The sequence below is a fragment of the Amycolatopsis coloradensis genome (assembly GCF_001953865.1).
Classification (GTDB): domain Bacteria; phylum Actinomycetota; class Actinomycetes; order Mycobacteriales; family Pseudonocardiaceae; genus Amycolatopsis; species Amycolatopsis coloradensis.
Window position 1 is genome coordinate 19240 of the sequence record NZ_MQUQ01000044.1, and the last position, 26377, is coordinate 45616.

General features: G+C 67.0%; 18 protein-coding genes and 1 pseudogene. 7 read left to right on the top strand and 12 right to left on the bottom strand.

Annotation, left to right across the window (positions count from 1 at the left end):
* Nucleotides 1–75: 75 nt before the first annotated feature.
* A complete protein-coding gene (locus BS329_RS41185) occupies nucleotides 76–699 on the bottom strand; it encodes a hypothetical protein (protein ID WP_076168989.1) in 624 nt (207 codons plus the stop codon).
* Between the two features lie 69 nt (nucleotides 700–768).
* The gene (locus tag BS329_RS41190; protein ID WP_076168990.1) at nucleotides 769–2562 is read right to left on the bottom strand and encodes a right-handed parallel beta-helix repeat-containing protein; all 1794 of its coding nucleotides are present in this window, start codon (nucleotides 2560–2562) and stop codon (nucleotides 769–771) included.
* 87 nt (nucleotides 2563–2649) lie between these two features.
* Here BS329_RS41190 and BS329_RS41195 point away from each other — a divergent pair, with 87 nt between their 5' ends.
* Nucleotides 2650–3519, top strand: a complete 870-nt coding sequence (locus BS329_RS41195; RefSeq protein WP_076168992.1) for a TetR/AcrR family transcriptional regulator — start codon at nucleotides 2650–2652, stop codon at nucleotides 3517–3519.
* Nucleotides 3520–3679: 160 nt separating this feature from the next.
* Here the strand turns inward: BS329_RS41195 and BS329_RS41200 are convergent, their stop codons facing one another.
* Together BS329_RS41200 and BS329_RS41205 are read right to left on the bottom strand one after the other, a co-directional pair.
* Nucleotides 3680–3913: a DUF397 domain-containing protein gene (locus BS329_RS41200; protein ID WP_076168993.1), complete on the bottom strand. Its 234-nt coding sequence runs from the start codon at nucleotides 3911–3913 to the stop codon at nucleotides 3680–3682.
* Nucleotides 3903–4772, bottom strand: coding sequence for a DUF5753 domain-containing protein (locus tag BS329_RS41205; RefSeq protein ID WP_076168995.1), 870 nt, complete (start codon nucleotides 4770–4772; stop codon nucleotides 3903–3905). The genes BS329_RS41200 and BS329_RS41205 overlap by 11 nt, the downstream gene beginning before the upstream one ends.
* Nucleotides 4773–5047: 275 nt before the next feature.
* On the opposite strand from BS329_RS41205, the gene BS329_RS41210 reads away from it, so the two are divergent.
* Nucleotides 5048–6145, top strand: a complete 1098-nt coding sequence (locus BS329_RS41210) for a HesA/MoeB/ThiF family protein (protein WP_076168997.1) — start codon at nucleotides 5048–5050, stop codon at nucleotides 6143–6145.
* On the opposite strand, the gene BS329_RS41215 is transcribed toward BS329_RS41210, so the two are convergent.
* Nucleotides 6146–7012, bottom strand: a complete 867-nt coding sequence (locus BS329_RS41215) for a helix-turn-helix domain-containing protein (RefSeq protein WP_076168998.1) — start codon at nucleotides 7010–7012, stop codon at nucleotides 6146–6148.
* 526 nt (nucleotides 7013–7538) lie between these two features.
* Nucleotides 7539–8375 carry an imine reductase family protein gene (locus BS329_RS41220; protein ID WP_084750879.1) on the bottom strand — a complete coding sequence of 279 codons (837 nt, stop codon included), beginning with the start codon at nucleotides 8373–8375 and terminating at the stop codon, nucleotides 7539–7541.
* A gap of 52 nt (nucleotides 8376–8427) precedes the next feature.
* Here BS329_RS41220 and BS329_RS41225 point away from each other — a divergent pair, with 52 nt between their 5' ends.
* Complete coding sequence (locus tag BS329_RS41225) at nucleotides 8428–8790, top strand: MerR family transcriptional regulator (RefSeq protein ID WP_076169001.1); 363 nt, start codon at nucleotides 8428–8430, stop codon at nucleotides 8788–8790.
* 221 nt (nucleotides 8791–9011) lie between these two features.
* On the opposite strand, the gene BS329_RS41230 is transcribed toward BS329_RS41225, so the two are convergent.
* Nucleotides 9012–10001, bottom strand: coding sequence for a malate dehydrogenase (locus BS329_RS41230; protein WP_076169003.1), 990 nt, complete (start codon nucleotides 9999–10001; stop codon nucleotides 9012–9014).
* A gap of 44 nt (nucleotides 10002–10045) precedes the next feature.
* The gene (locus BS329_RS41235; RefSeq protein ID WP_341866362.1) at nucleotides 10046–10399 is read right to left on the bottom strand and encodes a MarR family transcriptional regulator; all 354 of its coding nucleotides are present in this window, start codon (nucleotides 10397–10399) and stop codon (nucleotides 10046–10048) included.
* A gap of 310 nt (nucleotides 10400–10709) precedes the next feature.
* On the opposite strand from BS329_RS41235, the gene BS329_RS41240 reads away from it, so the two are divergent.
* Both BS329_RS41240 and BS329_RS41245 read left to right on the top strand, forming a co-directional pair.
* On the top strand, nucleotides 10710–11351 hold the full coding sequence (locus BS329_RS41240) for a DUF4360 domain-containing protein (RefSeq protein WP_076169005.1): 642 nt from the start codon (nucleotides 10710–10712) through the stop codon (nucleotides 11349–11351).
* A gap of 278 nt (nucleotides 11352–11629) precedes the next feature.
* A complete protein-coding gene (locus BS329_RS41245; RefSeq protein ID WP_076169006.1) occupies nucleotides 11630–12274 on the top strand; it encodes a DUF4360 domain-containing protein in 645 nt (214 codons plus the stop codon).
* Between the two features lie 44 nt (nucleotides 12275–12318).
* Here the strand turns inward: BS329_RS41245 and BS329_RS41250 are convergent, their stop codons facing one another.
* From BS329_RS41250 to BS329_RS41260, 3 genes are all read right to left on the bottom strand, one after another.
* Nucleotides 12319–14406 carry an FUSC family protein gene (locus tag BS329_RS41250; RefSeq protein ID WP_143253446.1) on the bottom strand — a complete coding sequence of 696 codons (2088 nt, stop codon included), beginning with the start codon at nucleotides 14404–14406 and terminating at the stop codon, nucleotides 12319–12321.
* Nucleotides 14403–17486, bottom strand: a complete 3084-nt coding sequence (locus tag BS329_RS41255) for a GH92 family glycosyl hydrolase (protein ID WP_076169027.1) — start codon at nucleotides 17484–17486, stop codon at nucleotides 14403–14405. Before BS329_RS41255 ends, BS329_RS41250 begins: the two co-directional genes overlap by 4 nt.
* A gap of 627 nt (nucleotides 17487–18113) precedes the next feature.
* Nucleotides 18114–19223: a serine hydrolase domain-containing protein gene (locus BS329_RS41260; RefSeq protein WP_076169008.1), complete on the bottom strand. Its 1110-nt coding sequence runs from the start codon at nucleotides 19221–19223 to the stop codon at nucleotides 18114–18116.
* 203 nt (nucleotides 19224–19426) lie between these two features.
* Here BS329_RS41260 and BS329_RS41265 point away from each other — a divergent pair.
* A pseudogene (locus BS329_RS41265) lies at nucleotides 19427–20086 on the top strand (MFS transporter); the annotation flags it as partial.
* 57 nt (nucleotides 20087–20143) lie between these two features.
* On the opposite strand, the gene BS329_RS41270 reads toward BS329_RS41265, so the two are convergent.
* Nucleotides 20144–24436: a GH92 family glycosyl hydrolase gene (locus tag BS329_RS41270; RefSeq protein WP_076169010.1), complete on the bottom strand. Its 4293-nt coding sequence runs from the start codon at nucleotides 24434–24436 to the stop codon at nucleotides 20144–20146.
* Nucleotides 24437–24675: 239 nt separating this feature from the next.
* On the opposite strand from BS329_RS41270, the gene BS329_RS41275 reads away from it, so the two are divergent.
* Nucleotides 24676–26319 carry a tannase/feruloyl esterase family alpha/beta hydrolase gene (locus BS329_RS41275; protein ID WP_076169011.1) on the top strand — a complete coding sequence of 548 codons (1644 nt, stop codon included), beginning with the start codon at nucleotides 24676–24678 and terminating at the stop codon, nucleotides 26317–26319.
* Nucleotides 26320–26377 lie beyond the last annotated feature (58 nt).

The window sequence follows — 26377 nt, forward strand, 5'->3', positions numbered from 1 at the left end:
AGGGGAGCGGTTCTTGGCCACCGGGCTCACCGGTCAGTTGCTGTCTAAAGTGTATAACGACCTATACGGCGCGGGTCAAGTCAAAACAGCTTCGAGCACCAGGTAAACACCGCCACCGAGGACGACACCAGCAGTCGTTCCGGTCGTGACCTCGGCCCTGGTGTGGTCGCCGAGTTCGACGCGGGACCAGCAGACCCAGCCGACCCCGAGGAAGACCAGGGCGAGCCAGGGGCCGTACACGCGAATGAGCATGACGGCCGCGCCCGCCGCCACCATCGCGTGCATGGAGATCTTGAACTTGAAGCCGAACGTGATCGCCAGCGCGGCGATCAGGCAGACGAGTTCGGCGGCGGCGAGCGCGATCATCTCGTGCGGAGCGCCGCCCGCGATCAGGATGACGAATCCGGCCGCCAGCGAGCCGATGCAGACCGCGAACGGGACGAGCCTGCCGGCGCGATCGGTCACGTGGTGGCTGTCCCACCTGCCTTTCTTCGCACCTCGCACGATCACCGCCATCGGGATCAGCGAACCGGTGACGCCGACGATGAGACCCCACAGGACCGTCTCGCCGAGGTGGTAGCCGGTGACCTTCCAGGCGACGATCAGCGGCAGGCCGAGCACCCAGACCCACGGGGCGAGTACCTCGGTCGCGATCCGCGCGAGGCGGTGGCGTGTCCCGGCAGCTTCCGTGGTCGGCATGGCGCGTGGTCTCCTCAAGATCGTGGCCGGAACGGCTCCTGCCGGGCGCGTGCCCGGCAGGAGCGTTGATCATCGTTCCAGACCGCGGCGTCCCACCCGCGCGAGGATGTCGGCGCCCGCCGGATCGGCCCGGACTTCCTTGTCGAAGTTCTCCTTGGACAGCAAGGTGTTCCCGGCCACGGTCACCGTCTCGGGCGGCTCGCCGTCCGGCTGGACGTCCCAGAAGTTGCCGAGGAAGGCGACGTTCTCCATCGGCGGGCCGACCTGGAGCACGATCGGGGTGTCGGCGCCGTGGACGATGTTGCCGACGACGGTGATCCAGGCGGCGCCGTAGTCGGCGTAGAGCCCGAAGTTGTATGAGGTGAGAACGTCCCGGATCACGTTGCCACGGACCACCGCGCCGCCGGCGAACGACGAACCCTGCGGCGCGGAGAGGTAGATCCCGCCGCCGTCCATCAGCTTCCCCATGGTGCGTTCGACCAGGTTCGCGATCACCTGGGTGCCCTTGGCCCGCTCGCCTCCGGTGATCACGATGCCGTTGTGCGGGACGTCGTGGATCTCGTTGTGCGCCACGGTCGTCTCTTCAGACTCGACCACGATGACGGCGGACGAGCCGCGGTACTCGGTGCCGATGTGGTGGACGAGGTTGTCCTCGAGCGCGACCCGGGTGCTCTCGTGGACGGCGATCCCGCTGCCCGAGATCTCGTCGAAGACGTTCGATCGGATCTCGACGTCGGTGCTGTCCTCGACCAGCAGTCCGCCCGCGCCCAGACGAGTGAAGTGGTTGTCCTCCAGCGTGACCTGGCGGACCGCGGTGAGACTGACGTTGGCCGGCAACTGGACCGGGCTCGCCGGGACATGGACGTAGCCCACGTCCGCACCCAGGTCGATCTTCTGGAACTCGCCCTGCTCGTGGCGAGCGTTCCCGTGATAGTGCAGGTAGCCGCCGGTGCGGGTGGGGCCCGACCAGGCCACGTCGGCGAAGGTGAAGCCGCGCAGGACGAGGTCGTGCACGCCTTGCCCGCTGACGAGCGTTTCGAGGACTGGCACGACGACGGTGGTCTTGCCGATCTCCTCGCCGGGGCGCGGGCGGTAGTGCAGGACGTGGGCGCCCGGTTCGGTGCGGTCGACGGCGAAGGTGCCCGGCTCGGTCAGGAAGGCCACGTTGTTCTCGAGTACGGAAGGCGCGGCGAGACCGTCCCAAGTCCCGTCTCCACCGGCGCCGTACCACTTCGAATCGTAGAGGGACTTGGCGTTGTCGAAGGCCGGTCGGGCCATGGTGATGGTGGTCGAGGCGTCGTCGCCGGAGATCGACGCGACCGCGAGCCGGGCTTCGGACCACGGGTAGACACCGGGGTAGACGAACTCCAGTCCGGACGGGTCCGGCCACGACTGAGGTTCCACACTGTCCGTGACGTAACCAGTCTCGATTTTCGTCACGGTACCCGGTAAACCGCTCTTGCGGGCGGCCCGTGTGGCGGGGCGGCCGTCCACGGTGAGCCGTCGTGGTTCCAGATCGCCGATGGATACGGTCCAGACGCCGTCGTCGCCGGCCGACCAGCCGTTGATCGCACGGCCGCCGCTCAGTTCGACCTTTGCCTGGTCAGGCGTTCCGTAGCCGTGCGCCTGGTAGATCACACGGAAACCGTTTTCGCCGGAATCCGCCAGTGTGTCGTCGAGAGCGAAGGGTTCTTCGAGGTGGTAGACACCGCTGGTGAAGGTGACGATGATGTCCCCGGTCATCCCGGCGGTGACGGCACGGACGGCTTCTTGTGCCGCTCTCGGGGTGGCGAAAGGCCGGTCGACGGTGCCGGGCCAGTCGTCCTGGCCGTCAGGGGACACGTGCAACCTGATTTCGGGCATGCCGAAGCGCTCCTAAGGAATGTTTATGGGATATACTGAGGTTTATCAGCTAAACACGCGCGAGCGATGAGAGTCAAGGGAGAAGCGGTGGCGGAAGACGACGCGCAGCCGGATCCGGAGCGCGCGATCGAGCTGCTGTGGGGAGCGCCAGAGCCGGATCGGCCCGGGCTGAGTCTCGGCCGGATCATCGCGGCGGCAGTCGAGGTCGCGGACACCGAAGGGCTCGGTGCGCTGTCGATGCGCAAAGTCGCGGAGCGATTCGGCACCACCACGATGTCGCTCTACCGGTACGTTCCCGGCAAAGCGGAGCTGGTGGAACTCATGCGTGACGCCGTGTACGGCGAATTCCCCGTGGAGCCCGCGGCCGGCCTCGACTGGCGGACCGGTCTCGAACGCTGGGCACGGCGGGCATGGGAACTGCACCGACGGCATCCCTGGCTGGTCGACAGTGCCGGAACCCGGCGCCTGCCGGGGCCGAACATCATGGCCGGCTACGACCATGCCCTCGACGTCGCGTCACGCAGTGGTCTGGCGCCCGCGCAGGTGATCGCGGTGGTGAACCTGGTCGGCGGATTCGTCGAGTCCGTCGCGCGCCAGGCGGGGGAGACCGCGGAGCTCCAGCGACGCACGGGTGTTTCCCATGAACAGTGGTGGAGCGAACGCGAGTCGCTGTTCGAGCGCCTCGACGTGTACCCGGCGCTGGAGAGGTTGTGGAAGGCCGGGGGCATGGACACGCCGCTCGACCCCTTCGAGTTCGGACTGCAACGCACTCTCGACGGCGTCCAGATGCTCGTTGAGAGTCAGGGGAGTGAGGTAACGCGTGACGAAATTGGAGGAGGGGAGTGTGTCATGTGCGGCCAACCGCTGGACGGGGGAGGGCGGGGCAGGCCCCGGGACTACTGCTCGAGGGCCTGTCAGCAGCGCGCGTATCGGCAACGCCGATCCACGCGTTCCTGAACTTCAAATGTATAACGCCCTATACGGCCAAGTAAAAGACAAGATCAACTTACCTCTTCACTAAAAAACAGCAAAGACTACCGAGAGTGCTGCCTGCTGTTGCGCCGTACTTCGGGGTCCGAATGGATCCGAGGCTGGCTCAGGGAGTTGTGAAGCGGACTTACCTGATCAGATCGTCGAACTCGCCCGCCTTCGCTCCCAGTACGAAGGCGCGAATCTCGTGAGGCTCGAAAACGAGGACGGGGCTCTTCTCGCCGAGCTTCGAATCCCGCACACCGACGTAGCCGGGCACGGACGCATTGAATTCAACGCACCCGCTCGCGCCATTGCTGTAGCTGGATTTCCACCAGCCCGACACATTGGCAAGGGTGGGGCGGGGTGAATCAGTGGACATCAAGTTCCTTTGCCAAGTAGTGGATCAGCTCGCGTGAGCGTTCAGGTTTCTCCGCCTGTACCTGCAAACGCTCGAACGTGTTCCGAAAGTCGAGCAGGGCCGCGGCACTTTCATAGTAGAGGCCTTCACGCCGGTTCTCGACATATACGGTCCCAGGGTCGCCGTCGAACTCGGGCGGGTAGGTCAAGATGACGAACATGCCATCCGAAGCCCCGTGCGCACCTGCGGTGAAGGGCAGTACCTGGATGTCGATCTTCGGTCGTTCGGACAGGTCGATCAAATGTTGCAGTTGCTCGCGCATCACTGCCGGTCCGCCGATCTGACGTCGCAGGACGCTCTCGTCGAGAATCGACCAGATCTGCGGGGCGTCATCAGGGCGATCCAGTATCTCCTGTCGTGCCATTCGTAAGTCGACCATGGCGTCCAATTCGGCTTCGGAGGACCACTTCCGGCCTTCACGCATGATCGCTCGCGCGTAGTCGCGGGTTTGGAACAGTCCGGGTAGTGCGACGAGGTCGACGGTGTTGATGCGTGCGGCGCCGGTTTCCAGCCCCAGATACAAAGTGAACCACTCGGGTACCGCGCGGTTGAATTTGATCCACCAGTCACGGCCGCGTTTCGCTCGGCGAGTCATGTCGCGGAAGAAGTCCGCCCGGTCCGGCACCCCGTAAAAAGTGAGCAGGACTTCCAGGTCCGCCGGCGCGGGCAGGTTTCGTGCCGTCTCGATATGCGCGATGACCGTGGTCGCCTTGCCGATGCGTTCCGCGGCGGCGGCTCGGTCGTAGCCGGCGGCTTCCCTGAGGCGTTTCATCTCGAGTGCGATCCAGCGTTTGACGGCAGTGGGATTCAGTGCGCTCACGAGTTCACCACCTCTTCGCGGTTGATCACGGACTGCGACCACGAAGTCACCTGCATGGCCCACGGTGCAGCTATAGACGTCCACAATGTGAAGCTCTACATTTGAGACGTCTACAACTAGGAAGTCTACATTGTAGAGGTGACGGGGTCACCAGTGGGTCTGGGCGAGTCGAGCGCGGGAGGAGGCTGACGATGATCGAGATCGTGATGGTGGAGCGCACCGACGCGGTACACCACGTCTACAGCCACGACAACGGCTGATCGGAGAGGGTTCTGATGCGTCCACGGATCAAAAACGAGCATCGGCCGGTCCGGTTCGGCGATGGCTGGATTCGGATCGGCGGGAAGGTGTTCGGCATCGCCGCCGAACTGAGGGACCCGGACGGTGCTGTGTGGGCGCTGCTGGAAGGTCTCGATGGGACACGAACGGTCGACCAGGTCGCGCTGGATCTGGCGCGCCGGTTCCCGTCTTGTTCCGTCGAGGAAGCCACGGCCGCTGTCGAAAAGCTGGTCGAGCTCGGGTATGTCGAGGACGCCGACGAGCCGGCGTGTACCGCGTTGAGCGCGCGGCAACGCGAGCGTCATTCGAATGGCCGGTCGTTGTACCGCTGGATCGACCTGAAGCGAAGATCGTCGAGCTGGGACTTCCAGGTCCGGCTGGCTCAGGCGCGCGTGGTGGTGGTCGGAGTGGGCGGCGTCGGGTGCACGGCCGCCCTGGGATTGTGCATGTCCGGTGTGGGTCGGCTGCATTGCGTCGATCCGGACGTGATCGAACTGTCCAACCTCAGCCGCCAGATTCTCTATACGGAGCGAGATCTGGGCCGGTTGAAGGTTGAGGTGGCGGTAGAGCGGTTGCGGGCGGCCAATTCCGACATCGAAGTCACCGGAGAGCCGACGCGGATCGGCGACGTGTCTTCCCTGCGGAGGCTGACGGTCGACTGCGATGTTCTGGTGATGGTCGCCGACGAGCCTTCGGAGATCCGGGACTGGGCGAACCAGGCGTGCGCGTCGACCGGCACCGCGTGGGTGTACGGGGGTTATCACGGCCCGCAGGTCAACCTCGGGATCTACCGCCCAGGAGCGGGGCCTTGTTATGAATGCGCCCGCCTCGCCGAGCGGGACCTCGAGGCACAGCGCCCACCGCTGGAGACCTGGCCGTCGGCGGCGGGTATCCCGGCACACGCGGCGAACGCTGTGACGGCCGGCGTCGTGGGCAACCTGGTCGCCCACGCGGTGATGCGCTTGATCACGGACGCGCCGAAGCTCCAGCTGAACTGTCAGTACGGGTTCAGCCTCGCCACCATGGATCACAGTTTCATCACCAGTCTGGCCGAGCCGCATTCGGACTGCCTGGCTTGCCGGACGGCCGTGTGATCACCTGGCGGTCAGCCGGTGTGACACGCTCTGGATCAGTCGAGCCGCTTTCTCACCTCCTATCGCACCGTCGTGCAGTCGGCGGAACATCTGCTCGTACAGCCCGACCTCGTCCGGGTCCATGAGCAGGTGTTCGCCGGTGAAGGTCTCCACGACGACGAAATCGGTGTCGAAGATCCTGAATCCGTGCAGCGGCGCGATCGGAGTCGTCGTTTCGAAGGGCAGAATTCGCAGGTCGACCGTGCGCAGGCCGACAAGGGACTGGAGCCGGTCCAGCTGGCCGAGTTGAGTGTCGAGATCTCCGACGCGGATCCACAGCGCGGCTTCGCCGATCACGAACGGCAAGGCCTTGCCGGGTTCGTACAGCTGCGCTTGCCGTTCGATACGAGCGGCCACCATTTGCTCGATTTCGGCGCTGGAAGCGTTGCCCATGCGTGCGGGCCCGGACGGCAGGGACAGCAGCTCGCGCATGAAGCCAGGTGTCTGAAGCAAGCCGGGGAGCATCGCGGGCTGGAACGTGGCGACCCTGGTCGCCTGGTGTTCCAGTTCGTGCACCGATCGCTGTTTGGCGCCCGCGCCACCGGACTCTTGGAACTCCTGGCGAAACGAAACGGATTCGACCCGTGCGCGCCTGAGCAGCTCGGTGACGCGCTCCTCCTCGCCGCGCGCGTCGGCCGCGTCGAGCCAAGCGAGGATGTCGTCGCCGGTCGGGAACTGTGCGGCGGTTTCGATCTTGGACACCCGTGACTGCGGCCAGCGCAGTTCCTTGGCGAACTGGTTGCCCGACATCCCGGTGGCCGCGCGGATTTCGCGGAGCTTCATCGCGAGCCGGGCGCGGTCGGTGCCGGGGGTGGGCGGCGTGGGCATGGTCCCCTCTCGTCGAGCCGTGACCGGTCGGTCTGCCGGGTGTGATCATGCTACCTCGACCCGGACACTAGTCGGCGAATAATACCCGAATAGCCCTTCAAGTGAGAATAGAAGGCGAATAGCCTGGACGGTGTCAGGCCGGGTCGCGCACCGTCGTGACCGGAACTCGATACGCCGCCAGGGGAGACCGATGTTCGCCAATTGGATACAGATAGCCGAGCTCGTCTTGCTGCCACTGGGTCTGGGAGTCGGCTACGGCGCCGGGCGGGTTTGCCGTCAAGACGAACGTGCGTCCTTTCGAGACGATGGCACCATCGACCATCCCGGTCTGGTGCCGGAATACCGGTTTCGGCCCGACGTCACAGTCGTGACCTCGGGCCGATCCGGCGATCGGGGAAGAGAGACGTTTTACCCCTCGGGCTTCTAGCGTCGTGTGTACGCGGCAAGCGCGGTGGTCCCGTTCGCCGCACTCGCGTGCGTGGAGGCGGATCTTGCGCGTCACGCCTTCACGCACGCGAGTGCGGAGCTAGAGCGCGGCGAGCCTGCCGAACCCGTCGGCGCCATGTCCGGCGTCGATCGCTTGTTGTACTTGGGTTCGGGCCGCGGCGAGGACGCCGTTGTCGAGGTCGTGCGCGCGGATCGCGCTGAGGATGTGGTCCATCGTCGCCGCTGTGGCCTCGAGTGTGCCCGCGTCGCCGGGGTAGTGCTCCGCGGCGACCTGGTCGGCGAGCAGGTCGATCATGTCGGGGAAGAAGCCGAGCATCGCCTTCGCGTGCCCGGCGATGTCGGCGGCGGGGACGTTTTCCGCTTTGGCGAGTGTGAACATGTGGATCACGCCGCTCATGGAGGTCCAGAGCATGTCCTGGAGGGACGCGTCGAAGGCGGCGGCGCGGCCGGGGTCATCGCCGAGGTGGTTCGCGTTCTCGCCCAGGGCCGAGAGTGTCGCTCGATGGGTCTCGTAGACGTCGGCCGGTCCGCTGTAGAACAGGGCTGCTTCAGGGCCGCCGATGGCTTCGGTGGTCGCGACGATCACGCCGTCGAGGTAGTCGATGCCCTGTGCGGCGGCCCAAGTCGCCATCGCGCGGGCTTGGCTCGGGGAGCCGCCGCTGACGTTCACCAGAGTGCGGCCTTCGAGCGCGTCGGTGTCGAGAATGGACTGCGCCACCGCGTAGTCCCGGACGCAGACGACGACGAGAGGACTGGCCGCGATCGCTTCCGCGGCGGTCGCGGCGACGGTGGCGTCGAGGCCGTTTTCCTTTCCTGGGGTGCGATTCCACACGGTGGTGGGGTGGTGGGCGGCGGTGAACGCGGCGGCGAGAGCGTGTCCCATGGGGCCGAGTCCGAGGACGGTCACGGTGGTCATGGCGGCTAAGCTAAACCTTGACATCCACGTGAGAGTCAAGGCTGGAGTGCGGATGCGGATCGGGGAACTCGCGCGGCGGACCGGCGTCAGCGAGCGCGCACTGCGGTACTACGAAGAACAGGGCCTGCTGACGCCGCAGCGGCGGCCGAGTGGGTATCGCGCGTACGCCGACGCCGATGTGGCGGTGGTGCGGCGGATCCGGATCCTGCTCGGGGCCGGGCTGAACACCGCGCAGATCCTGGAGATCCTGCCGTGCATCGTCGACGAGGACGGCTGGTTGACGCCCGACTGTCCGGAGCTGGTGGACGGCCTGGTGCGACAGCGGAACCGGATCGACGAGGCGATCGGTGAGCTGAAGGCCACGCGCGCCAACCTCGACACGCTCATCGGCGCGGAACGGCGGGCGAGCCGGTGACGACGGTCGCGCCGGTTTCGGTGCCGGGGCGCGGTCCGGTTGTCGAGGGCGCTGCTGGTCTCCGATGTTCCACGCGGTGATCCCGGTCGTCGCCCTCGTCCAGGTGGTGCTGGTCGCGTTGCTGTGGGTGCCCCGTCCGGCGCGGGACTTCTTCGCCTGACGGACGAAAAGGCGGCCGCGTCCCCTGGGGAACGCGGCCGCCTTCGTGGAACGGAGCAGGCTCAGATGAGGCCGAGCTTCTTCACCGCGTCGCGCTCTTCGGCCAGCTCGTTGACCGAAGCGTCGATGCGGGCGCGCGAGAAGTCGTCGATCTCGAGGCCCTGGACGATCTTGTACTCGCCGTTCGCGGCGGTGACCGGGAACGAGGAGATCAGGCCTTGCGGAACTCCGTAGGAGCCGTCGGACACAACCGCCGCGGAGGTCCAGTCACCTTCGGGGGTGCCGTTGACCCAGGTGTACACGTGGTCGATCGCCGCGGAAGCGGCCGACGCCGCGGAGGACAGGCCGCGGGCCTCGATGATCGCCGCGCCGCGCTTGGCGACGGTCGGGATGAAGTCGTCGGCCAGCCACTGCTGGTCGGTGAGGACCTCGGTCGCCGGCTTGCCGGACACCTCGGCGTGCGCGATCGACGGGTACTGGGTCGCGGAGTGGTTGCCCCAGATCGCGACCTTCTTCAGCTCCGTCACCGGGACACCCAGCTTCTTCGACAGCTGCGCGAGGGCGCGGTTGTGGTCGAGGCGGGTCATGGCGGTGAAGCGGTCGGCTGGGACGTCGGGCGCGTGCGCCTGCGCGATGAGGGCGTTGGTGTTGGCCGGGTTGCCGACCACGAGGACCTTGATGTCGCTCGCCGCGCCGGCGTTGATGGCCTCACCCTGCGGCTTGAAGATGCCACCGTTGGCCTCGAGCAGGTCGCCGCGCTCCATGCCCTTGGCACGGGGGCGGGCGCCGACGAGCAGGGCGACGTTCGCGCCCTCGAAGGCCTGCTTCGGGTCGTCGAAGATGTCGATGCCCGACAGCAGCGGGAAGGCGCCGTCTTCGAGTTCCATCGCGGTGCCCTCAGCCGCCTTGACCGCCTGCGGGATCTCCAGGAGCCGCAGCTTCACCGGGGTGTCCGGGCCGAGCAGCTGACCGGACGCGATGCGGAAGAGCAGCGCGTAGCCGATCTGGCCGGCCGCACCGGTGACGGTGACGTTGACAGGGGCTTGGGTCATTGCGGTTCTCCAGCTTGAGGCGACATCGACTTTGTACCGCGATGCTAGTCCTGTCCCGAGTCGCCGTTCGGGTGCGTCCAGTCACTGTTTTCTTGATCGATGCCGCCACCGGTCCCGTTCGCGGCAGCAGCCCGGCCAGTGTGGTGATCTCCTCCTCGCCGAACCCGGCGCAGTCCGTTGTCGTGCGCGATCGCCGCCTTCGTCAGCCAGTGTGAAGACCGCTTCACCCTGGTTGGTGAGTTCCACGACATGCACCCGCCGGTTGTCCGGGGATCACGCTGCCGGGTGATCCGGCCGGTGCTCTCCATCGCGTTCAGGTGATAGGTGAGCGTGGCGCCCCGGACGCCGACCGCGAGTTCCCGCTGGCTGGCCACGCGCCGGGTCTTCAGCGCGACCACGATCCGCCAGACCGGCCGGGAGCCGTCGTCGGGCCGCGAGGCCCGTCACCGCGTGATCGCGGTTGTCTTCCCGAAATCGTCAACACGCATCGGAGAACGCATTTTCCATATCGTGCGAATCGAGTGGTGTTTTCCAGGTCTGATAGCGTTTCCAGCCGACCGGAAAACGGTTACAGACCATAATAAAATGTCATGAACCGATTGCCGTGACAGTTTCGTCCGATCGGCGGGCGGCACCATGAAGATCGTTTCGCTAACCTGAGTCCGCCCAGTTCCCCGCCCCCCGTGTGGAAGTTTTGGGAAGGACCCCATGCTCAGCGCAGTGGTTGCCGCCGTATCGCTTTTCTCCTCGATAATAACCCCGAATAGCTGGTCGCCGCCGCCGACGAACCCGCCCGACCGTGTCGCCATCGACGTGCTCACCGTCAACGGTTCCGGCTGCCCGCCGGGTTCGTCGGCGGTCGCCGTCGCCAGGGACAACAGTGCCTTCACGGTCACCTACAGCGAATACACCGCGCAGGTCGGCGTCGGCGCCAAGCCCACCGATTTCCGGAAGAACTGCCAGCTGAACCTCAACATCCACGTGCCGCAGGGATTCACCTACGGTATCGCCAGCGCCGATTACCGCGGTTTCGCCTCGCTCGAAGCGGGCTCCAAGGCACTGCAGCGGGCGAACTACTACTTCCAGGGTAATTCGCCGACAGCGCAGGTGAGTCACCCCGTCAATGGGCCACTGTCGGACAACTGGCAGTTCCGCGACGAGGCCGAGGGCGGTGTCATCATCTACAAGCCGTGCGGCGAGGACCGGAATCTCAACGTGAACACGGAACTGCGGGTCGGGGCCGGAAGTTCGGATCCGAAGAAGATCACCAGTTTCATCACGATGGACTCGACCGATGGCGGGTTCAAGACCACCTATCACTTCTCGTGGAAGACCTGCCCGACAGCCTGACATCGTCTCCAGGGTGACGGCCTGCTTCCCCGCCAGGAAGAAGGCCGTCCCACCCATGCCTGGTCAGGGCCTTGGCCGTCCTGTACGAGGACTTCGCGGCTCGTCGTCGCCCCACCTGGCGGCGACGGGTTTTCTCGACGACCCCATTTTCCGCGGTCGCCGCTGTTTCCGGTGGCCGAAACCGTTTTCGTCCGATCGGCGGGCGACCGGGAAACGATCGTCTCGACAACATCGAATCCGCCCAGTTCCCGCCGTGTCGAAGTGTTGGGAAGGATCCCATGCTCACCGCGCTGGTTGCTGCCGTAACGCTTTTCACCTCGGTCGTCACGCCGAACGGCTGGGTGCCGCCGCCGCTGCCGTCCGACAAGATAGTCATCGACGTCGTGACCGTCAACGGAACCGGATGCAGACCGGGTACCGCGGCTGTTTCCGTGTCGCCGGACAACACCGCCTTCACGGTGACCTACAGCGAATACACCGCCCAAGTCGGCGTCGGTGCGAAACCGACGGACATCCGCAAAAACTGTCAGCTCAACCTCTATGTCCACGTGCCGCAGGGATTCACCTACGGTATCGCGGGAACCGATTACCGCGGATTCGCGTCCCTCGCCGCGGGGGCCACCGGAATGGAACGAGCCAACTACTATTTTCAGGGCAATTCCCCGACGTCCTTCGTGAACCACAACCTGAAAGGGCCGTACGAGGACAACTGGCAGTTCACCGACGAGATCGAGGTCGGTGCCATCGTCTACAAGCCCTGCGGTGAGGACCGCAACTTCAACATCAACACGGAATTGCGGGCCGCTGTCGGCACTTCGGATCCGAAGAAGACCACCAGCTTCGTCACCATGGACTCGACCGACGGTGCCATCAAGACCACCTACCACTTCTCCTGGAAGAACTGTCCCAAACCGAAGAACTGATCCCTGAGGCGGCGGCCTCCTTCGGACCACGACGAAGGAGGCCGTCACCCTTTCCCGGACGGCGCCGGATCGGTGGCCGCCACCCCGAACACCCGGCCCAGCGCGATCACCGTCTCGTCGAGATGCCCGAGACTGGTGAGCACCGACCGCGCCCGCGGATCGTCGATCCGGTCCGCCACCGGCGTTCCGTCGTCCCGCACCAGCGTCCCGTGGCCCGAACCGCCGGGATCGTCGAGTGCTTTCCCCAGCAACGCGATGTTCTCCCGGATCCGCCCGGTGTAGAGCAGCAGCCGATCCGCCTCGTTCACCAGCAACCCGGCCTGCGATCGCGCCGCGACATGCCGGGCGCGGAAGGCGATCGTCTCCACCGTCGTGAGCACGTGCCAGCCGTAGTCGCGGCGGCTGCTGAGGTTCACCGGATGGGTCAGCGGCTCGATCGTCGTGCGGACCTTGTCCACCGCACGGTCCAGGTCACGCGACTTCTCGATGACGCTCACGTTCTCCGCGCCGGACAAGAGTCCCGCGGCCTTGTCGACGAACTCGTCCAGTTCGTCCAGCAGGGCCGAGAGGTCGTCCAGCATCACCGCCCTGGTCCGCACCGGCATGATCACCACCGCCGCCAGCACCCCGGCCGCCGCGCCCACCGCGGTCTCCGCGACCCGGATCCACAGCACCTCCAGGCTGAACGTCCCCAGCAGGCTGTAGAGCAGGCCGAGCATGCTGGTGATGAAGAACGCCATGATCACCTGCGACACCCGCGCCATGTAGACCATGCCGAACACGCACACCAGGATCAGTGCCAGCGTCGCCGGCACACTGCCCGACACGAGCAGCGTCAGCACGAGCCCGCCCACGATGCCGATCAGCGTGCCGCCGAGCCGCCGGACACCTTTCACGAACGTCGCCCCCGCGGTCGACGAGCCGATGAACACCACGAACACGGTCAGCACCGCCCAGTACCACCGCTGGCTCGACACCAGTTCCCCGCCGATAACGGCGAGCCCGCCGCCCACCACGGCCTGGATGGCGCTGCGCGTCTGGTTGTCGTAGGCGAACGCCGACGGCTTCTCCTCTTCCGGATCCTCGGGATCGTCCGCGGCGTCGGAGACGTCGTGCTCGGCCACGCGCTGCGCGCGCACGTCGGCCAGCGCGAGCTCGGCGATGGCCCGGCGGACCCCGTCGCCGGGCGCGGCGTGCTCGTCGATCCGGCTGCCTTCCACCAGCATCTTGCTGAACTCTTCGGTCTCGCTGATCAGCGGCAGTTCCCGTGGGTCGCGTTCGATCAGCGACCGGAACCGCCGCATCCGCGCGATCAGGTCGTCCCGGACGTCCTCGTCGAGGTCTTCGGCGCAGGTGCGCTGCACGGTGATCGTCAGCCACTGCACGGCGAGTTCGACCTCGATCGCGCGGCGGCGGAGCCGGTTCGCCGATTCCGCGCCGGTGACCTCGGGCGCGGTGTCCTCGATGAGCAGGACCGACTCCTGCATCCGCGCGTTCGTCGTCCGGAGCCGTTTGCGGGTGCGTTCGCTGCCACCGACCGCCAGATGGTCCTCGGCCGCCCGCACCACCGCGGCGAGCCTGGCCCGGAACGCCCGCCGGATCCGCAGGAACTCCGCGTCCGTATGCCTGCGCAGCAGGACGAACCGCACGACCGCGTTGGCCGCGATCCCGATGGTCAGCGCCAGCAGCAGCACCGGGACCTGCTTGAGATGCGTTTGCAGGAACATGGCGAAGAAGAACAGGAAGAACGAGATCGACCCCAGCGCGATCCCGCGCGAGCCGAACCGCTGCGCGTAGACCGCCACGAAGATCAGCAGCACGAACACGATGCTGTCCAGCGGCGGCGCGGCCGAACCGGCACTCGCCGCGGTGAGCGACGCGGCCCCGAGCACCAGTGCCAGTACCAGCGTCAGCGCCTGCTGTCCGGGGGTGTCGTCGTTGACGGTGAAGGCGGCCGTCATCGCGGCGATCGCGGCGACGAGGGTGATCGTGAGCGGCTGGTGGAACGGCAGGATGGCCAGTACCGCGACGACGATGCTGAGCACGGCCGAGAAGCCGAGCCGGAGCCGGACCAGGCCGGGATCGGAGGCGACCAGACGGTCGGTCGTGGCCTGGGTGATGCGCGAGATCATCGGGCGAGCAGCTCTCCTTGGGCGAGGGTGACCCGCCGGGCGGTGGACGAGGTGATGCGAAGACGGTATCGGGCGTGCCTCGACGGCTCCGCGAGGGCGAACGGCCGCGTCTGACGGCGCCAGCGGAACGTCTCGCCCTCACGCTGGTCCAGCAGCACCCAGCGCTCGCCGTCGTCCGACCCCTCCAGCACCCACGACCGCGGATCACCCCGGCGGCTTCCCGAGGTCAGCGTGTACATCACGACCTCGCGAGAGGTGTCCTCGACAGGGAAGTCGACGACCGGCTCGCCGCCGGGGAAGGTGACCTGGGTCCTGGTCGTGTCGTCGAACAGCGCACTGGTGCCCGCCGTGATGTCCGTGAGCGGGCACGGATCGGACGGCCCGGCGGGGGAGCGGCCCCAGTCCGACGGCTTCTCGCCCATCGTGAACTCCAGCACCGCGCCGTCGGCCAGCGTGGAATGGGGGAGCGTGCTGCTCCGGTGCGGACGTCCGTCGATCGTCAGCCCGTGGACGTACACGGTGGCCTCGGTGTTGCCGGGCGCCTTGACCACCAGGTCCTTACCGTTCTCCAGGTGGACGGTCGCCTTCGTGAACAGCGGCGCGCCGATCGCGTACTCGGGGCTGCCCATGGCCAGCGGGTAGAACCCGAGCGCGCCGAAAACGTACCAGGCGGACATCTCGCCGTTGTCCTCGTCGCCCGGATAGCCCTGGCCGAGGTCGCCGCCGACGTAGAGCCGCCGCAGGACCTCCCGCACGATCCGCTGCGTCTTCGACGGCGCGCCCGCGTAGTTGTAGATGTAGGGAATGTGGTGCGACGGCTGGTTGGAATGCCCGTACTGTCCCATCCGGACGTCGCGGGCTTCGGTCATCTCGTGGATCAGCCCACCGTAGGAGCCCGGTTTGCGGCCGGTCTCCGGCGTCGCGAAGAACGTGTCCAGTCTGGACTCCAGCGCCTCGGTGCCGCCGTGCAGCGCGGCGAGCCCGGCGGCGTCGTGGGGGACGGAGAAGACGGTGTTCCAGGAGTTCGTCTCGGTGAAATCGCCGCCCCAGGCCTCGGGGTCGTACCCCTCGGCGGCGAAATGACGGCTGCCGTCACGGTTGCGGCCCTGGAAGAACCCGATCCGGGGATCGAAGTGGTTCGCGTACTGCTGCGAGCGTTGCCGGAAATACGCGGCGTCGTCGCGCCGGCCGAGCGCTTCGGCGAGGTTGGCCAGGCCGAAGTCGTTGATACAGCCCTCCAGCGCCCAGGACAGGCCTTCGTGGACGGACGTCGGCGTGAACCCGAGGAAGATCGATTCGTGCAGTCCCTTCCGGCCGACACTTTGCCCGGGCGGTGTCACCGTCGCGTTCTTCAGCGCGGCCTCGTAGGCGCCTTCGACGTCGAATCCCCGAACGCCCTTGAGGTAGGCGTCGGCGAACGCGACGTCGGAACTGGTGCCGGTCATGAGGTTGGCGTAGCCGGGGGAGGACCAGCGGGAGATCCAGCCGCCCTCGCGGTACTGCCGGACGAACCCGTCGATCATCCGCCCGCACCGGGCGGGGGTGAGCAGGGCGTACGCGGGCCAGGTGGTGCGGTAGGTGTCCCAGAAGCCGTTGTTGACGTACATCTCGCCGTCCGCGATCTTCGCCCCGGTCCTGGTGCGGGTGCTGGGCCGGAGACGGCGGACGACGGGGCTCGCGTGGCGGACGCCTGTCGGGGTGTCCTCGTGCGCGGAGTTCGGGTAGAGGAACAGGCGGTAGAGGTTGGAGTAGAACGTGTCGCGCTGGTCTTCGGTCGCGCCCTCGATCTCCACGCGGCCCAGCACCTCCGACCACGCGTCGCGGGCCTTGTCGCGGACTTGCTCGAAGCTCGTGCCGTCCGGGATCTCCAGGTCCAGGTTCCGCTTCGCCTGGGTGAGGCTGATCAGCGACGTCGCGATCCGCATCGTCACTTGGGGCGCGGCGAACTCCAGGAAGCCGGTGACCGTGCGCCACACCGGACGGCGGATCTTCCCGCCGCGTTCGGCGGGAACGTCGAACGCGGCGTGGACGAACATCCGCCGGGCCCCGGCCGACAACCTGCTGCGCACCCAGGTGTGACCGGTGAGGACACCGTTCGCCGCGTCGAGTCGCAGGCCGCCCCGGTTGCGGGCGTTGTCGAACAGCAGCCAGCCGCGTTCACCCGGGAAGGTGAACCGCATGATCGCCGCGTGATCCGACGGCGCGATGTCGGCGGTGACACCGCTGGCGAACCGGACACCGTAGTGATACGGCCGGTCGATCTCGTCGTCATGGGAGAACGCGAGCGCGCGACGGACCCGGTCCGCCTCGACCGGGCCGGTCCCCGGCATCACCTGGAAGGTGTGCCGGTCACCCATCCACGGGCTCGGCTGATGCGACAGCGCGAACGCCTGAAGTGCCGGGCGGTTCGCCGCGTCGTTGTGCCGGTGGTAGCTGTAGAGCCAGTTGGTGACGCCCGCGTCGGTGACCGGGGTCCAGAAGTTGAACCCGTGCGGAACGGCCGTCGCGGGGAAATTGTTGCCCCGCGAGAACTTGTCGCTCGAATGAGTGCCGCGGGTGGTGCGGACGTGGTCGACCGGCTCACGGATCTCGACCGCGCGCTCGGTGATCCGGACGTCGTCGAGCCAGCCCGTGCTTTCGCCGTCCGGCGGTTCGCTGACCAGCACGATCCGGGCGATCCGCCGTCCCGCGAACTCGCCCAGCCGCCGTCGTACCGGATTCCACTGGTCGACGTACAGCGTCTTGTCCAGGCCCTGCTCCGCGGCGCTGAACCCGGCGGCCGTCCCGTCGGTGAACTCGACGTCCAGTGCCACGAACGTGCTGCGGTAACTGGGGACGGCGTCGGCCTCGGCCTCGGGGAAGACCACATAGGACAGTTCCGTGTGGCCGGTGACCTCGACGTCCACTTCGAACAGTGTCGCGCGCAGCGAGTTTTCGTAGCGGAGAGCGTGCCCGCCGGTGAACCCGACGCCTGGCTTCGCCGTCGGCGACGACCGCGGCCCGGTGCCCACGCGCAAGGCCGGATCCACCGGCTGCGGATCACCCGTTTCGAACGAGGAGAAAAACCCGGTGATCGTCACCAGGCCACCGTAACTCGCGCGCGTGAGCACGGCTCGGTGGCCGCCGCGCCTCGTGAGTGTCAAGGACGGCCGTGAGTGTCTCAGGTACCTACCGGGTTCCGGGTGTCGTGTCGCGAAAGCCACTTTCGCGGCGTCTGATGTCCCGAAAGTGGCTTTCGCGACACCCGGGTTGGTGGCCGCGGTCGGCTTCCCGGTACATGAAGGGGGCCTTCATGTACCGGGGAAGGTGTGAAGGTCGCGTTTCTCCGGCGAGTCCTCACGGACCCGCCTCGCCCGCCGTAGGCACCTAGAACACCCTTGGCCCTGACCCGAATCGCCACTCACGAGGACAGGTCGCGACTCTGTCGCAGGCGTCCTGAGGGCCACCTTCAGGACAGCCACATCCCCTCGCTCACGCCTGCCCGATCGCAATTGGTCGCCTACTCGCCAGGAACACGAGTCACGAAGGAAGGGGCCCATCCTCCGTTGATCAAGGGCACGCCCCGAGCGACCACTACAGGCACTACCCCCCACGCTCAAGTAGTCAGCGACCCCAAGTCCGGATCACCAAGAGCAGCGCTGACCCAGCTATGCGACTTCACGTACTAAGAAGGCCTTCACGGCACTGCGCCGCCGGACCGGAAGACCTCAGCAGAAGACTTCGTTGAGCAGCTTGAGGAACGCCGGGTTGGGGTCGCCGCCGGTCGGCGCGCTCGTGGCCGAGAGCTCCAGCCGCTTCTTGGTGTCCGGTGTGGTCAGCAGCTGCGAGGAGTAGCCGGGGATGCCGCCGCCGTGGCCCCACACCTTGCTGCCACACGGCAGGGTCTGTACCCCAAGGCCGAGGCCGTACTCGGGGCTGACCGTGGTGGTCTTGCTGATCTCCCGCTGTTGCGCGGGCTTGAGCAGCTTGCCGCTCGCCAGTGCCACGCCGAACGTGTCCAGGTCACGGGTCGTGGAGATGATCTCGCCGGCGGCCCACGCGACCGACGGGTTGAGGCGGGTGATGTCGTTCGGCTTGCCTGCCACGGTCACGTAACCGTGGGCGTGCGGGCCCCTGATGTCGACGTTGTCGCCGGGAACCTCGGTGTCGGTGAGGTGCAACGGTTTCAAGATCCGCTGCTCGACCGCTTTCCCGTATGGCTTGCCGGTCAGCTTCTCCACCAGCAGGCCCGCGACCACGTAGTTGGTGTTGGAGTAGCTCCACCGGGTGCCGGGGTCGAAGTCGAGCGGCTTGTCGGTGGCGATCTTGAGCAGCTGCGCGGGTGTCCAGTGCTGGTAGCGGATCCGCTCGAATTCGTCCGGGTCGAGCGGCAACGCGTCGGTGTAGTTGTAGAGGCCGCTGGTGTGTTGCAGGACCTGGCGGACCGTGATACGGCCGTCGATCGTGCCGGGCAGGTAACGGACGACCGGCGCGTCCAGGTCGAGCTTGCCTTCGCCCGCGATCTGCAACAGCACCGTCGACACGAACGTCTTGGTGATGCTGCCGACGCGGAACCGGCCGTTTTCCGGCACCGGGCGATTCGAGCCCAGCTCCGCCTTGCCCGAGCGAGCGGTGAACCGCTGGGAGCCGTCGGCCACCCTGGCCTGCACGCCGAGCGCTCCACTCGCGGTGAGCTGGTCCAGCGCCTCTTGCACGACCTTGCGGTCGGCGCTGGTGTCGGCGAGCGCGGTACCCGTGGCGGCGACCAACCCGGCGACGGTGAGCGCGGCCACGAGCCGGACTCTCCGCAAAGGCCGCGACGATTTTCTTTGCACCATAAGAAAAATCTCCCCTGTAAGCGTGAATTCTCTCCCCAGCCGACGCTAGCGTCCGGCGCTCCTTACCCGCAGTAGCGGAAACCACATCCACTCGAACAGAGCAGAACATCCGGCAGCGGTGGTAGATCACGGTATCGGGGTAGAAACGTGCTTTCCGATCGGCACGCGCATACACGGTCATAACTAACCGTCACTCCTTCTGCTTCGTCCTCCGGGAGAAGACCGCCCGGCATCCGTTGCTGGACCTGAAGCTCATCGCCCGGCCACTCGTTTCCAGCGGCTTGGCGCTCAAGGCCGCGGCCGGACTCGCGACCGCCGGGCTCGGCTACCTCGTGACGCTGCACCTCCAGTTCGGCCTGGGCTGGACTCCCGCCCAAGCCGCCCTCGGGATGCTTCCCCAGGTCGTCGTCCTGCTCGCCGGCGGTGCGCTCGTCACGCCCCTGATCACCCGCGTCGGTCTCACCAAGGCCGCCTGGCTCAGCGCCTGCGCGGTCGTGTGCGGCCTCGCCGTCTACACCGCGTTCGGCGGGCTCGGCTACGTCTGGATCGCACTGGCTCTCGCCTGCGTCGCGGCGGGCATGCGCGTGGTCGGTGTCGTGGCGGGCACCAACGTGATGCGCGGCCTGCCGCCGGACCGGACCACCATCGGCGCCGCGCTGGTCGACACCGCCAGCGAGGTCACCACCGGGATCGGCATCGCGCTCAGCGGCACCATCCTGGCGTTGGTCTTCCCCGGCGCGCTGACGGCGGCTCAGCACTCGGCCGACTTCCTGACGGCGACGACCTACGCGGGCTTCGCGCTCACGGTCCTGTCCGCGACACTGGTCGGTTCCGGCATCCTGCGCGGCAGGAATTCCGCGTGAAGGCCCCCTTCCCTCGGCTGAGCCGAGGGAAGGGGGCCTTCACGCGCTACCGGAGGACTACAGCTTCGCGCACTGCCCGGCGGACGGCCCGCGGACGGTGTTCCGCAGGTCGTGATCCGTCGGAGCGGGGGAATTGGCCGCGCACGCCAGAGGTCCGCCGATCGTGCTGGAAGTCAGCACCGGCCCCTTGTTGCCCGTCAACGCCACCGGTCCGCCGATCTCGGTCAGTTCGATCGACACCGGCCCGGTCGCCCCGGTGATCGCCACCGGGCCGTTCACCTTCGTGCGGTCGAGCACGACCTGCGCCGCACCCGTCGCCGTCAGCGGCCCGGAGATCGACCCGCCGCGGACGATCAGGCTCGCGCCCGGCGCCACCGACACCGGGCCGGACACCGTCGCACCGTCCAAACAGGTCACCCCGTCGCGCACGGTCAGCGGTCCCTTGCGCTCACCGGTGACGGTCTGCGTGCACGCCGCGTCCGGCTTGCCCAGCACCTCGAACTCCGACAACGACGCCTCCCCGCCCGTGGTCGCGGTGACCTCGAGCCGGTAGTGGGCGTAATGCGCCGGATTCGCGATCTTGAACGCCTTCGTCTGCTGCCGCCACGGGAACCTCTGGTCGGTCCGCTGATCCGCGACCGCCCACGTCTTCCCATCGTAGGAACCTTTCAGCACCCAGCTCTTCGCATCACCCGCGCCCTTGCCCGAAGTCAGCGTGTAGAACGAACCCGCCTCGTTCGTCGAGGGCACCTGGTACTGGATCGGCGCCTTGACCTTCGCCTCGGTCCGCGACGTGTTGTCGAAGAACGCCGCGTCCCCGCCGGAGACCGGTTTGGTCAGGTCGTGCACCGGAGTCGGCACCGCGTCACCCTTGGTGATCGACTTCGGCGCGTCGTCCGGGCCGGTGCCCCACGACGACGGGTTCGGGCCCATGTCGAAGTCCAGCGTTCCGCCGTCGGCGATCGCGGCGTGCGCCAGCGACGTCGAGGACTGCGCCTTGCCGTTCACCTTCAGGCCATGGACGTAGACGTTCTTCGCGCTGTTCTTCGGCGCGTTGACCACGATCTTCTTGCCACCGGGCAGGTTCACGGTCGCCTTGGTGAACAGCGGCGAGCCGATCGCGTAGTCCGAACTGCCGACCTGCAACGGGTAGAAGCCCAGCATGCCGAACAGCCACCACGCCGACTGCTCGCCGTTGTCCTCGTCGCCGCCGTAGCCCTGGCCGAGCTCGCTGCCGACGTACAGCCTGGACAGCGCCTCGCGGACCTTCGCCTGCGTCTTCGACGGCTGACCCGCGTAGTCGTACATGTAGAGCGTGTGATGCGCGGCCTGGTTGGAATGCGCGTACATGCCCATCCGCACGTCCCGTGCCTCGGTCATCTCGTGGATGATCCCGGGATAGGTGCCGAACTTGAGCCCCTGCTCGGGTTTGGCGAAGAACTCGTCCAATTTGGACGCCAGCCCGGCCTTGCCGCCGTAGAGGTTCGCCAGGCCCTTGCCGTCCTGCGGGACCGAGAACCGCATGCCGTAGGCGTTGGTCTCGGTGTAGTCGATACCCCACACCTCGGGATCGAAGTCCGCCTTGCCCCGGGTGAACTTGCCCGCCGCGTCACGGCCCTGGAAGAAGCCGACACTCGGGTCGAACACGTTCACGTACTGCGTGGCCCGTTCGGTGAAGTACCCGTAGTTGTCCAGGTACTCCTGTTTGCGCGGGTCGTTCGCCGGTGCCTCGTCGTAGAGCTTCTTCGACATGTTCGCGATGGCGTTGTCGTTGACGTAACCCTCGATCGCCCAGGAGAACCCGTGGTCCGCGGTGTTCGGCGCGTACCCGAGAAACGTGCCCTCGTCGATGCCCTTCCGCCCGACCGCGCCGTTGGGCGGGGTCACCGTGGCGTTCTTGATCGCGGAGTCATAGGCCGCCTGGACGTCGAATCCCTTGACACCCTTGAGGTAGGCGTCCGCGAAAGCGGCGTCCGAACTGGTGCCGGTCATCAGATCCGCGTAACCGGGGGAGGACCAGCGCGAGATCCAGCCGCCGTCGCGGTACTGCTGCACGAACCCGTCGACCAGCTTCCCGGTCGTGTCCGGGCTGAGCAGCGAGTACGCCGACCAGACCGTCCGGTAGGTGTCCCAGAACCCGTTGTTGACGTAGAACTCGCCGTCGACCAGTTTCGCGCCGGTCTGCGTCGGGGTGTCCTGTCCGGTCTTCGGCGACACCGGGCTCGCGTACTTCTTCACCGGCTTCTCGGCCGTGCCGACATTCTCGAAGCCCGAGTTCGGGTACAGGAAGAGCCGGTACAGGTTGGAGTACAGCGTGATCAGCTGATCCTTCGACGCGCCCTCGACCTCGACGATCTTGAGCTTCTCGTCCCACGCCTTCTGCGCGGTGTCGCTCACCGATTCGAGGGTCGCGTCCGGGGCGACTTCCTGCGCCAGGTTCTTCTTCGCCTGCTCGACGCTGATCAGCGAGGTCGCGATCCGCATGTTCACCGTCTTGTCGGCGCCCGCGTCGAACTTGAGGTAGCCGAGGACGTTGTCCCGCTTCTGCTCACCCGAACCGGTCGACAGCTTCGAACCGGCGGACACCGGCTTGTCGAAGGTCGCGTAGACGAACATCCGCGACGCGCCCGCCGACAGCCCGCTCTTCACGTCGCTGTAGCCGGTGATGGCCCGGCCCGCGGGGTCGAGGGTGAGCCCGCCGTTGTTGTTGACGTTGTCGAAGATCAGGTTCGAATCCGCACCGGGGAACTTGAACCGGTACAGCGCCGCGTGATCGGTCGGCGCGACCTCCGCCTTGATCCCGTTCTCGAAGTCGACGCCGTAGTAGTGCGCCCGCGCCGTCTCGTTCGAATGCTTGAACGGCAGCTTCCGCGCCTCACGATCCGGGTTCGGCACGCCGGACGCGGTCGAGGGCAGGAACTGGAAGGTCTGCCGGTCGGCCATCCACGGGCTCGGCGCGTGGCTCGCGGAGAATGCTTGCAGCGCCGGGAGGTTCTGCTCGTTGTTGCGCGAGTGGTAGGAGTACATCCAGCTCAACGTGCCCGCGTCGGTGGTCGGGATCCAGAAGTTGAACCCGTGCGGAACCGCGGTCGCGGGCATGTTGTTGCCGCGCGAGAACGACCCGTTCGACAGCGAACCGCGCGTGGTCAGCACGTTGTCGGACGGGCGCAGGCTCGCCGGAGGCGTCGGAGTCGCCGAGACCTTGATGTCGTCCAGCCAGCCCTGCAGCGAACCCGGGCCGTCGGCGTTGTCGTAGCCGACCAGGATCCGGTCGACCGTCTTGCCCTTCGCGACCACGCCGATCTGCGAGCGCACCAGGTTCCACTGATTGGTGTAGAGCACCTTGCTCGCGCCCTGGCCCTGCGGGGAAAGCCCGAAACCGTACTGGTCGACCGCGCCGAGCTGGCTCAGGTAGGTGCCGTCGGTGAACGCGAGGTCCACCGCGACGTTGGTGCTCGGGTACTTCAGGTCACCGCGGATGAACTCCGGCTGCACCTTGTACGACAGCTCCGAGGTCGCCACCACCGGGATGTCGACGTCGAAGATCTTGTTGTACGACCAGCCGTGCCCCTGGGCCTTATGGCTGCCGGAGTAGCGGAACGCGCGCAGGCCCGTGAAGCCGACCCGGTTCTTGCTGGTGTAACCGCTGCCTGGGCCGCTGTCGGCGAAGCTGCGCATGTTCGGCAGTGCCGGCGGGACCGGGTCCTCGTTGGCCAGCAGCAGCTCCGAAAGCTGCATGATGTCGCCGCCGTTGTTCTTCGTGATGTTCAGGCGGAAGAACTTGTACGCGGCACTCGCGGCCGCGAGACGGTATTCCTTCTTCTGGAACGGCTCGCTGAACTTCTGCCCGGTCTGCTTGTCCAGATCGGTCCAAGACAGGCCGTCGGCGCTGCCCTGCAAGGTCCAGTCCCGCGGGTTGCGGTTGTCGAAGTCGTTCGCCGAGGACAGCGCGTACCGCGTGATCGACGTCGGCTCCGAGAGGGTGACCTGCGCCCAACCGGTCGGGGTCCAGGCGAGCCACTTGGTGTCGGTCGACCCGTCGACCAGGTTCGACACCCCTTCGTTCGGGGTGTTCTCGCTGTTGGCCGACGTCTCGGTGACCTTGCCGCGGATGTCACCGGGGATGGTGGTGGCGTTCGCGCCGTCGACGCCGAACGCCTTCGGTTCGCCGGACGGGTCGACGTCGACCGTGTCGCTCCACGTCGGCTGCGGTTCGCCTTGCTCGAACGAGGAGTGGAAATCCGGTGGGACGTCTCCGGCCGCGGCGGTCGCCGGAAGGGCTACCAACCCGGACGCCACGACCGTGGCACTCAGGAGGCTACAGACCAGTGGTCTGACGCTTCGGGGCATCGTTGCACCAATGCTTTCTCGCGGGGGCATACTGTGCGCCGCGCAGGCGGGGGACCGGTGGCGCCAAGAGAGAAGAACTCGCGTGTGACATCGATGTCAAGACACCCGGACAAACCTGACCCGAACTGGACAAGCCGGATGCCCGGTTGTCCGCCCGCAAACCGGGTGGACAACCTCCGGGGGCCGGGCCAGGGTGAATGGATCAACTTCAAGCAGATCCGGGAAACTGGGGTGGGGAAATGCGGCGGTTGTCCATGCTCGGCGTGGCAGCGCTCATCACGGCAGGCTCGATACTCACGGCACCGGCGGCCACCGCCGGCGAACCGACCTTCCGGCCGGTACGCACCTGCGGCGATCTGGTGCGGACCTACGACGTCCCCGGGGCGGTCACCCACGTCAAAACGGCGACCGTGGTGCCCGCGACGGCGACCGAACCGGAGCACTGCGACGTCCGGGGCCACGTCGAACCGGCGGTGCGGTTCCAGCTCCGGCTGCCGACCAAGACGTACGCGGGCCGCTATCTGCAGTTCGGCTGCGGCGGGTTCTGCGGCGCCGTCAGTACGCCGCCGTTCGCCGACTGCGGGCTGCCGCACGGCGGCGATGTCGCGGTCGCGGCCACCGACGACGGTCACGTCGGCAAGACCCCGCTCGTCTTCGACGACGGCAAGTGGGCCGAGAACAACCAGGCGGCCCGCGACGACTTCGCCTTCCGCGCGCCGCACGTCGTCTCGAAGGCGTCCAAACGCCTCATCACCACGTTCTACGGCGCTCCGCCGAGGCAGTCTTACTTCAGCGGCTGCTCGGACGGCGGCCGCGAAGCACTCCTGCTGGCGCAGCGGTACCCGCACGACTTCGACGGCATCATCGCCGGCGCGCCCGCCGGGTACTGGGGACCACTCATCGGCGTCTACCAGACCTGGCTCGCGAAGGCGAACACCGGCGCCGACGGCAAACCGATCCTCACCGCCGACAAGCTCCCGGCGCTGCACGCCGCCGCACTGTCCTCTTGCGACAGGGCCGACGGACTCACCGACGGCGCCATCGACGACCCGCGCACCTGCCGCTTCGACCCGGCCACGATCGCCTGCCCGCCGGGCGCCGACAACGCAGGCTGCCTCACCGCGGCACAGGTCGAGGCGACCAAGAAGATCTACGCGCCGCCGACCGACGAACGCGGCCGCAAGCTCTACCCGGGCGGCCAGACCGTCGGGTCCGAACTGTCCTGGTACGGCTGGACCCTCCCGGCACCGGAATTCGGCGGCGTCCCGGCCGCGTTCGCCCTCGCCGACAACTACCTGAAGCACATGGCCTACCCGATCGGGACACCGCATTCGTCGGTCGAGAAATTCGCTTTCACCACCCGGAATTTCAACCGACTCACCCCGGAAGGCTTACGGTCCGACGCGATGTCGACGGATCTGCGGGAATTCCGGCGTTCCGGCGGCAAGCTCGTGATCTGGCACGGCTGGGCGGACCAGGCCATCCCCGCGGCCGGCACACTCGACTACTACCAGCGGCTCACCCGCGCCAACGGCGGCCTCGCCGCGACGCAGAGCTGGGCCCGGCTGTTCATGGTGCCCGGGCTCTACCACTGCGCGACCGGCGACAAACTGACCGAGTACGACCCGCTGAAGGAACTGGTCTCCTGGGTCGAACGCGGCACCGCCCCGGACCGGACGCTCGCCACCGGCCGCGACGCCGACGGCAAGGTCTTCCGCACGAGGCCGGTGTTCCCGTACCCGCTACAGGCCAAGTACGACGGCACCGGAAGCGTCGACGACGCCGCGAACTTCGTGCCTGTTCCGCCTTCGCGGCCTTCGCAGGACGTCGTGGACTGGGCGGGGAACGATCTGTACGGGAAGGCCGGTCCCGTCGCTCCTTAGTGACAGGTCAGCTGTTATGAACGGACCTTTCATAACAAAATTTGTTATGAAAGGTCCG

Bases quoted from the DNA above. Each gene is read 5' to 3' on its own strand.
- BS329_RS41210 (WP_076168997.1), top strand. From the start codon at position 5,048: ATGCGTCCACGGATCAAAAACGAGCATCGGCCGGTCCGGTTCGGCGAT.
- BS329_RS41270 (WP_076169010.1), bottom strand. From the start codon at position 24,436: ATGCCCCGAAGCGTCAGACCACTGGTCTGTAGCCTCCTGAGTGCCACG.
- BS329_RS41220 (WP_084750879.1), bottom strand. From the start codon at position 8,375: ATGACCACCGTGACCGTCCTCGGACTCGGCCCCATGGGACACGCTCTC.
- BS329_RS41250 (WP_143253446.1), bottom strand. From the start codon at position 14,406: ATGATCTCGCGCATCACCCAGGCCACGACCGACCGTCTGGTCGCCTCC.
- BS329_RS41185 (WP_076168989.1), bottom strand. From the start codon at position 699: ATGCCGACCACGGAAGCTGCCGGGACACGCCACCGCCTCGCGCGGATC.
- BS329_RS41230 (WP_076169003.1), bottom strand. From the start codon at position 10,001: ATGACCCAAGCCCCTGTCAACGTCACCGTCACCGGTGCGGCCGGCCAG.
- BS329_RS41215 (WP_076168998.1), bottom strand. From the start codon at position 7,012: ATGCCCACGCCGCCCACCCCCGGCACCGACCGCGCCCGGCTCGCGATG.
- BS329_RS41260 (WP_076169008.1), bottom strand. From the start codon at position 19,223: ATGGTGCAAAGAAAATCGTCGCGGCCTTTGCGGAGAGTCCGGCTCGTG.
- BS329_RS41200 (WP_076168993.1), bottom strand. From the start codon at position 3,913: ATGTCCACTGATTCACCCCGCCCCACCCTTGCCAATGTGTCGGGCTGG.
- BS329_RS41190 (WP_076168990.1), bottom strand. From the start codon at position 2,562: ATGCCCGAAATCAGGTTGCACGTGTCCCCTGACGGCCAGGACGACTGG.
- BS329_RS41275 (WP_076169011.1), top strand. From the start codon at position 24,676: ATGCGGCGGTTGTCCATGCTCGGCGTGGCAGCGCTCATCACGGCAGGC.
- BS329_RS41225 (WP_076169001.1), top strand. From the start codon at position 8,428: ATGCGGATCGGGGAACTCGCGCGGCGGACCGGCGTCAGCGAGCGCGCA.
- BS329_RS41240 (WP_076169005.1), top strand. From the start codon at position 10,710: ATGCTCAGCGCAGTGGTTGCCGCCGTATCGCTTTTCTCCTCGATAATA.
- BS329_RS41245 (WP_076169006.1), top strand. From the start codon at position 11,630: ATGCTCACCGCGCTGGTTGCTGCCGTAACGCTTTTCACCTCGGTCGTC.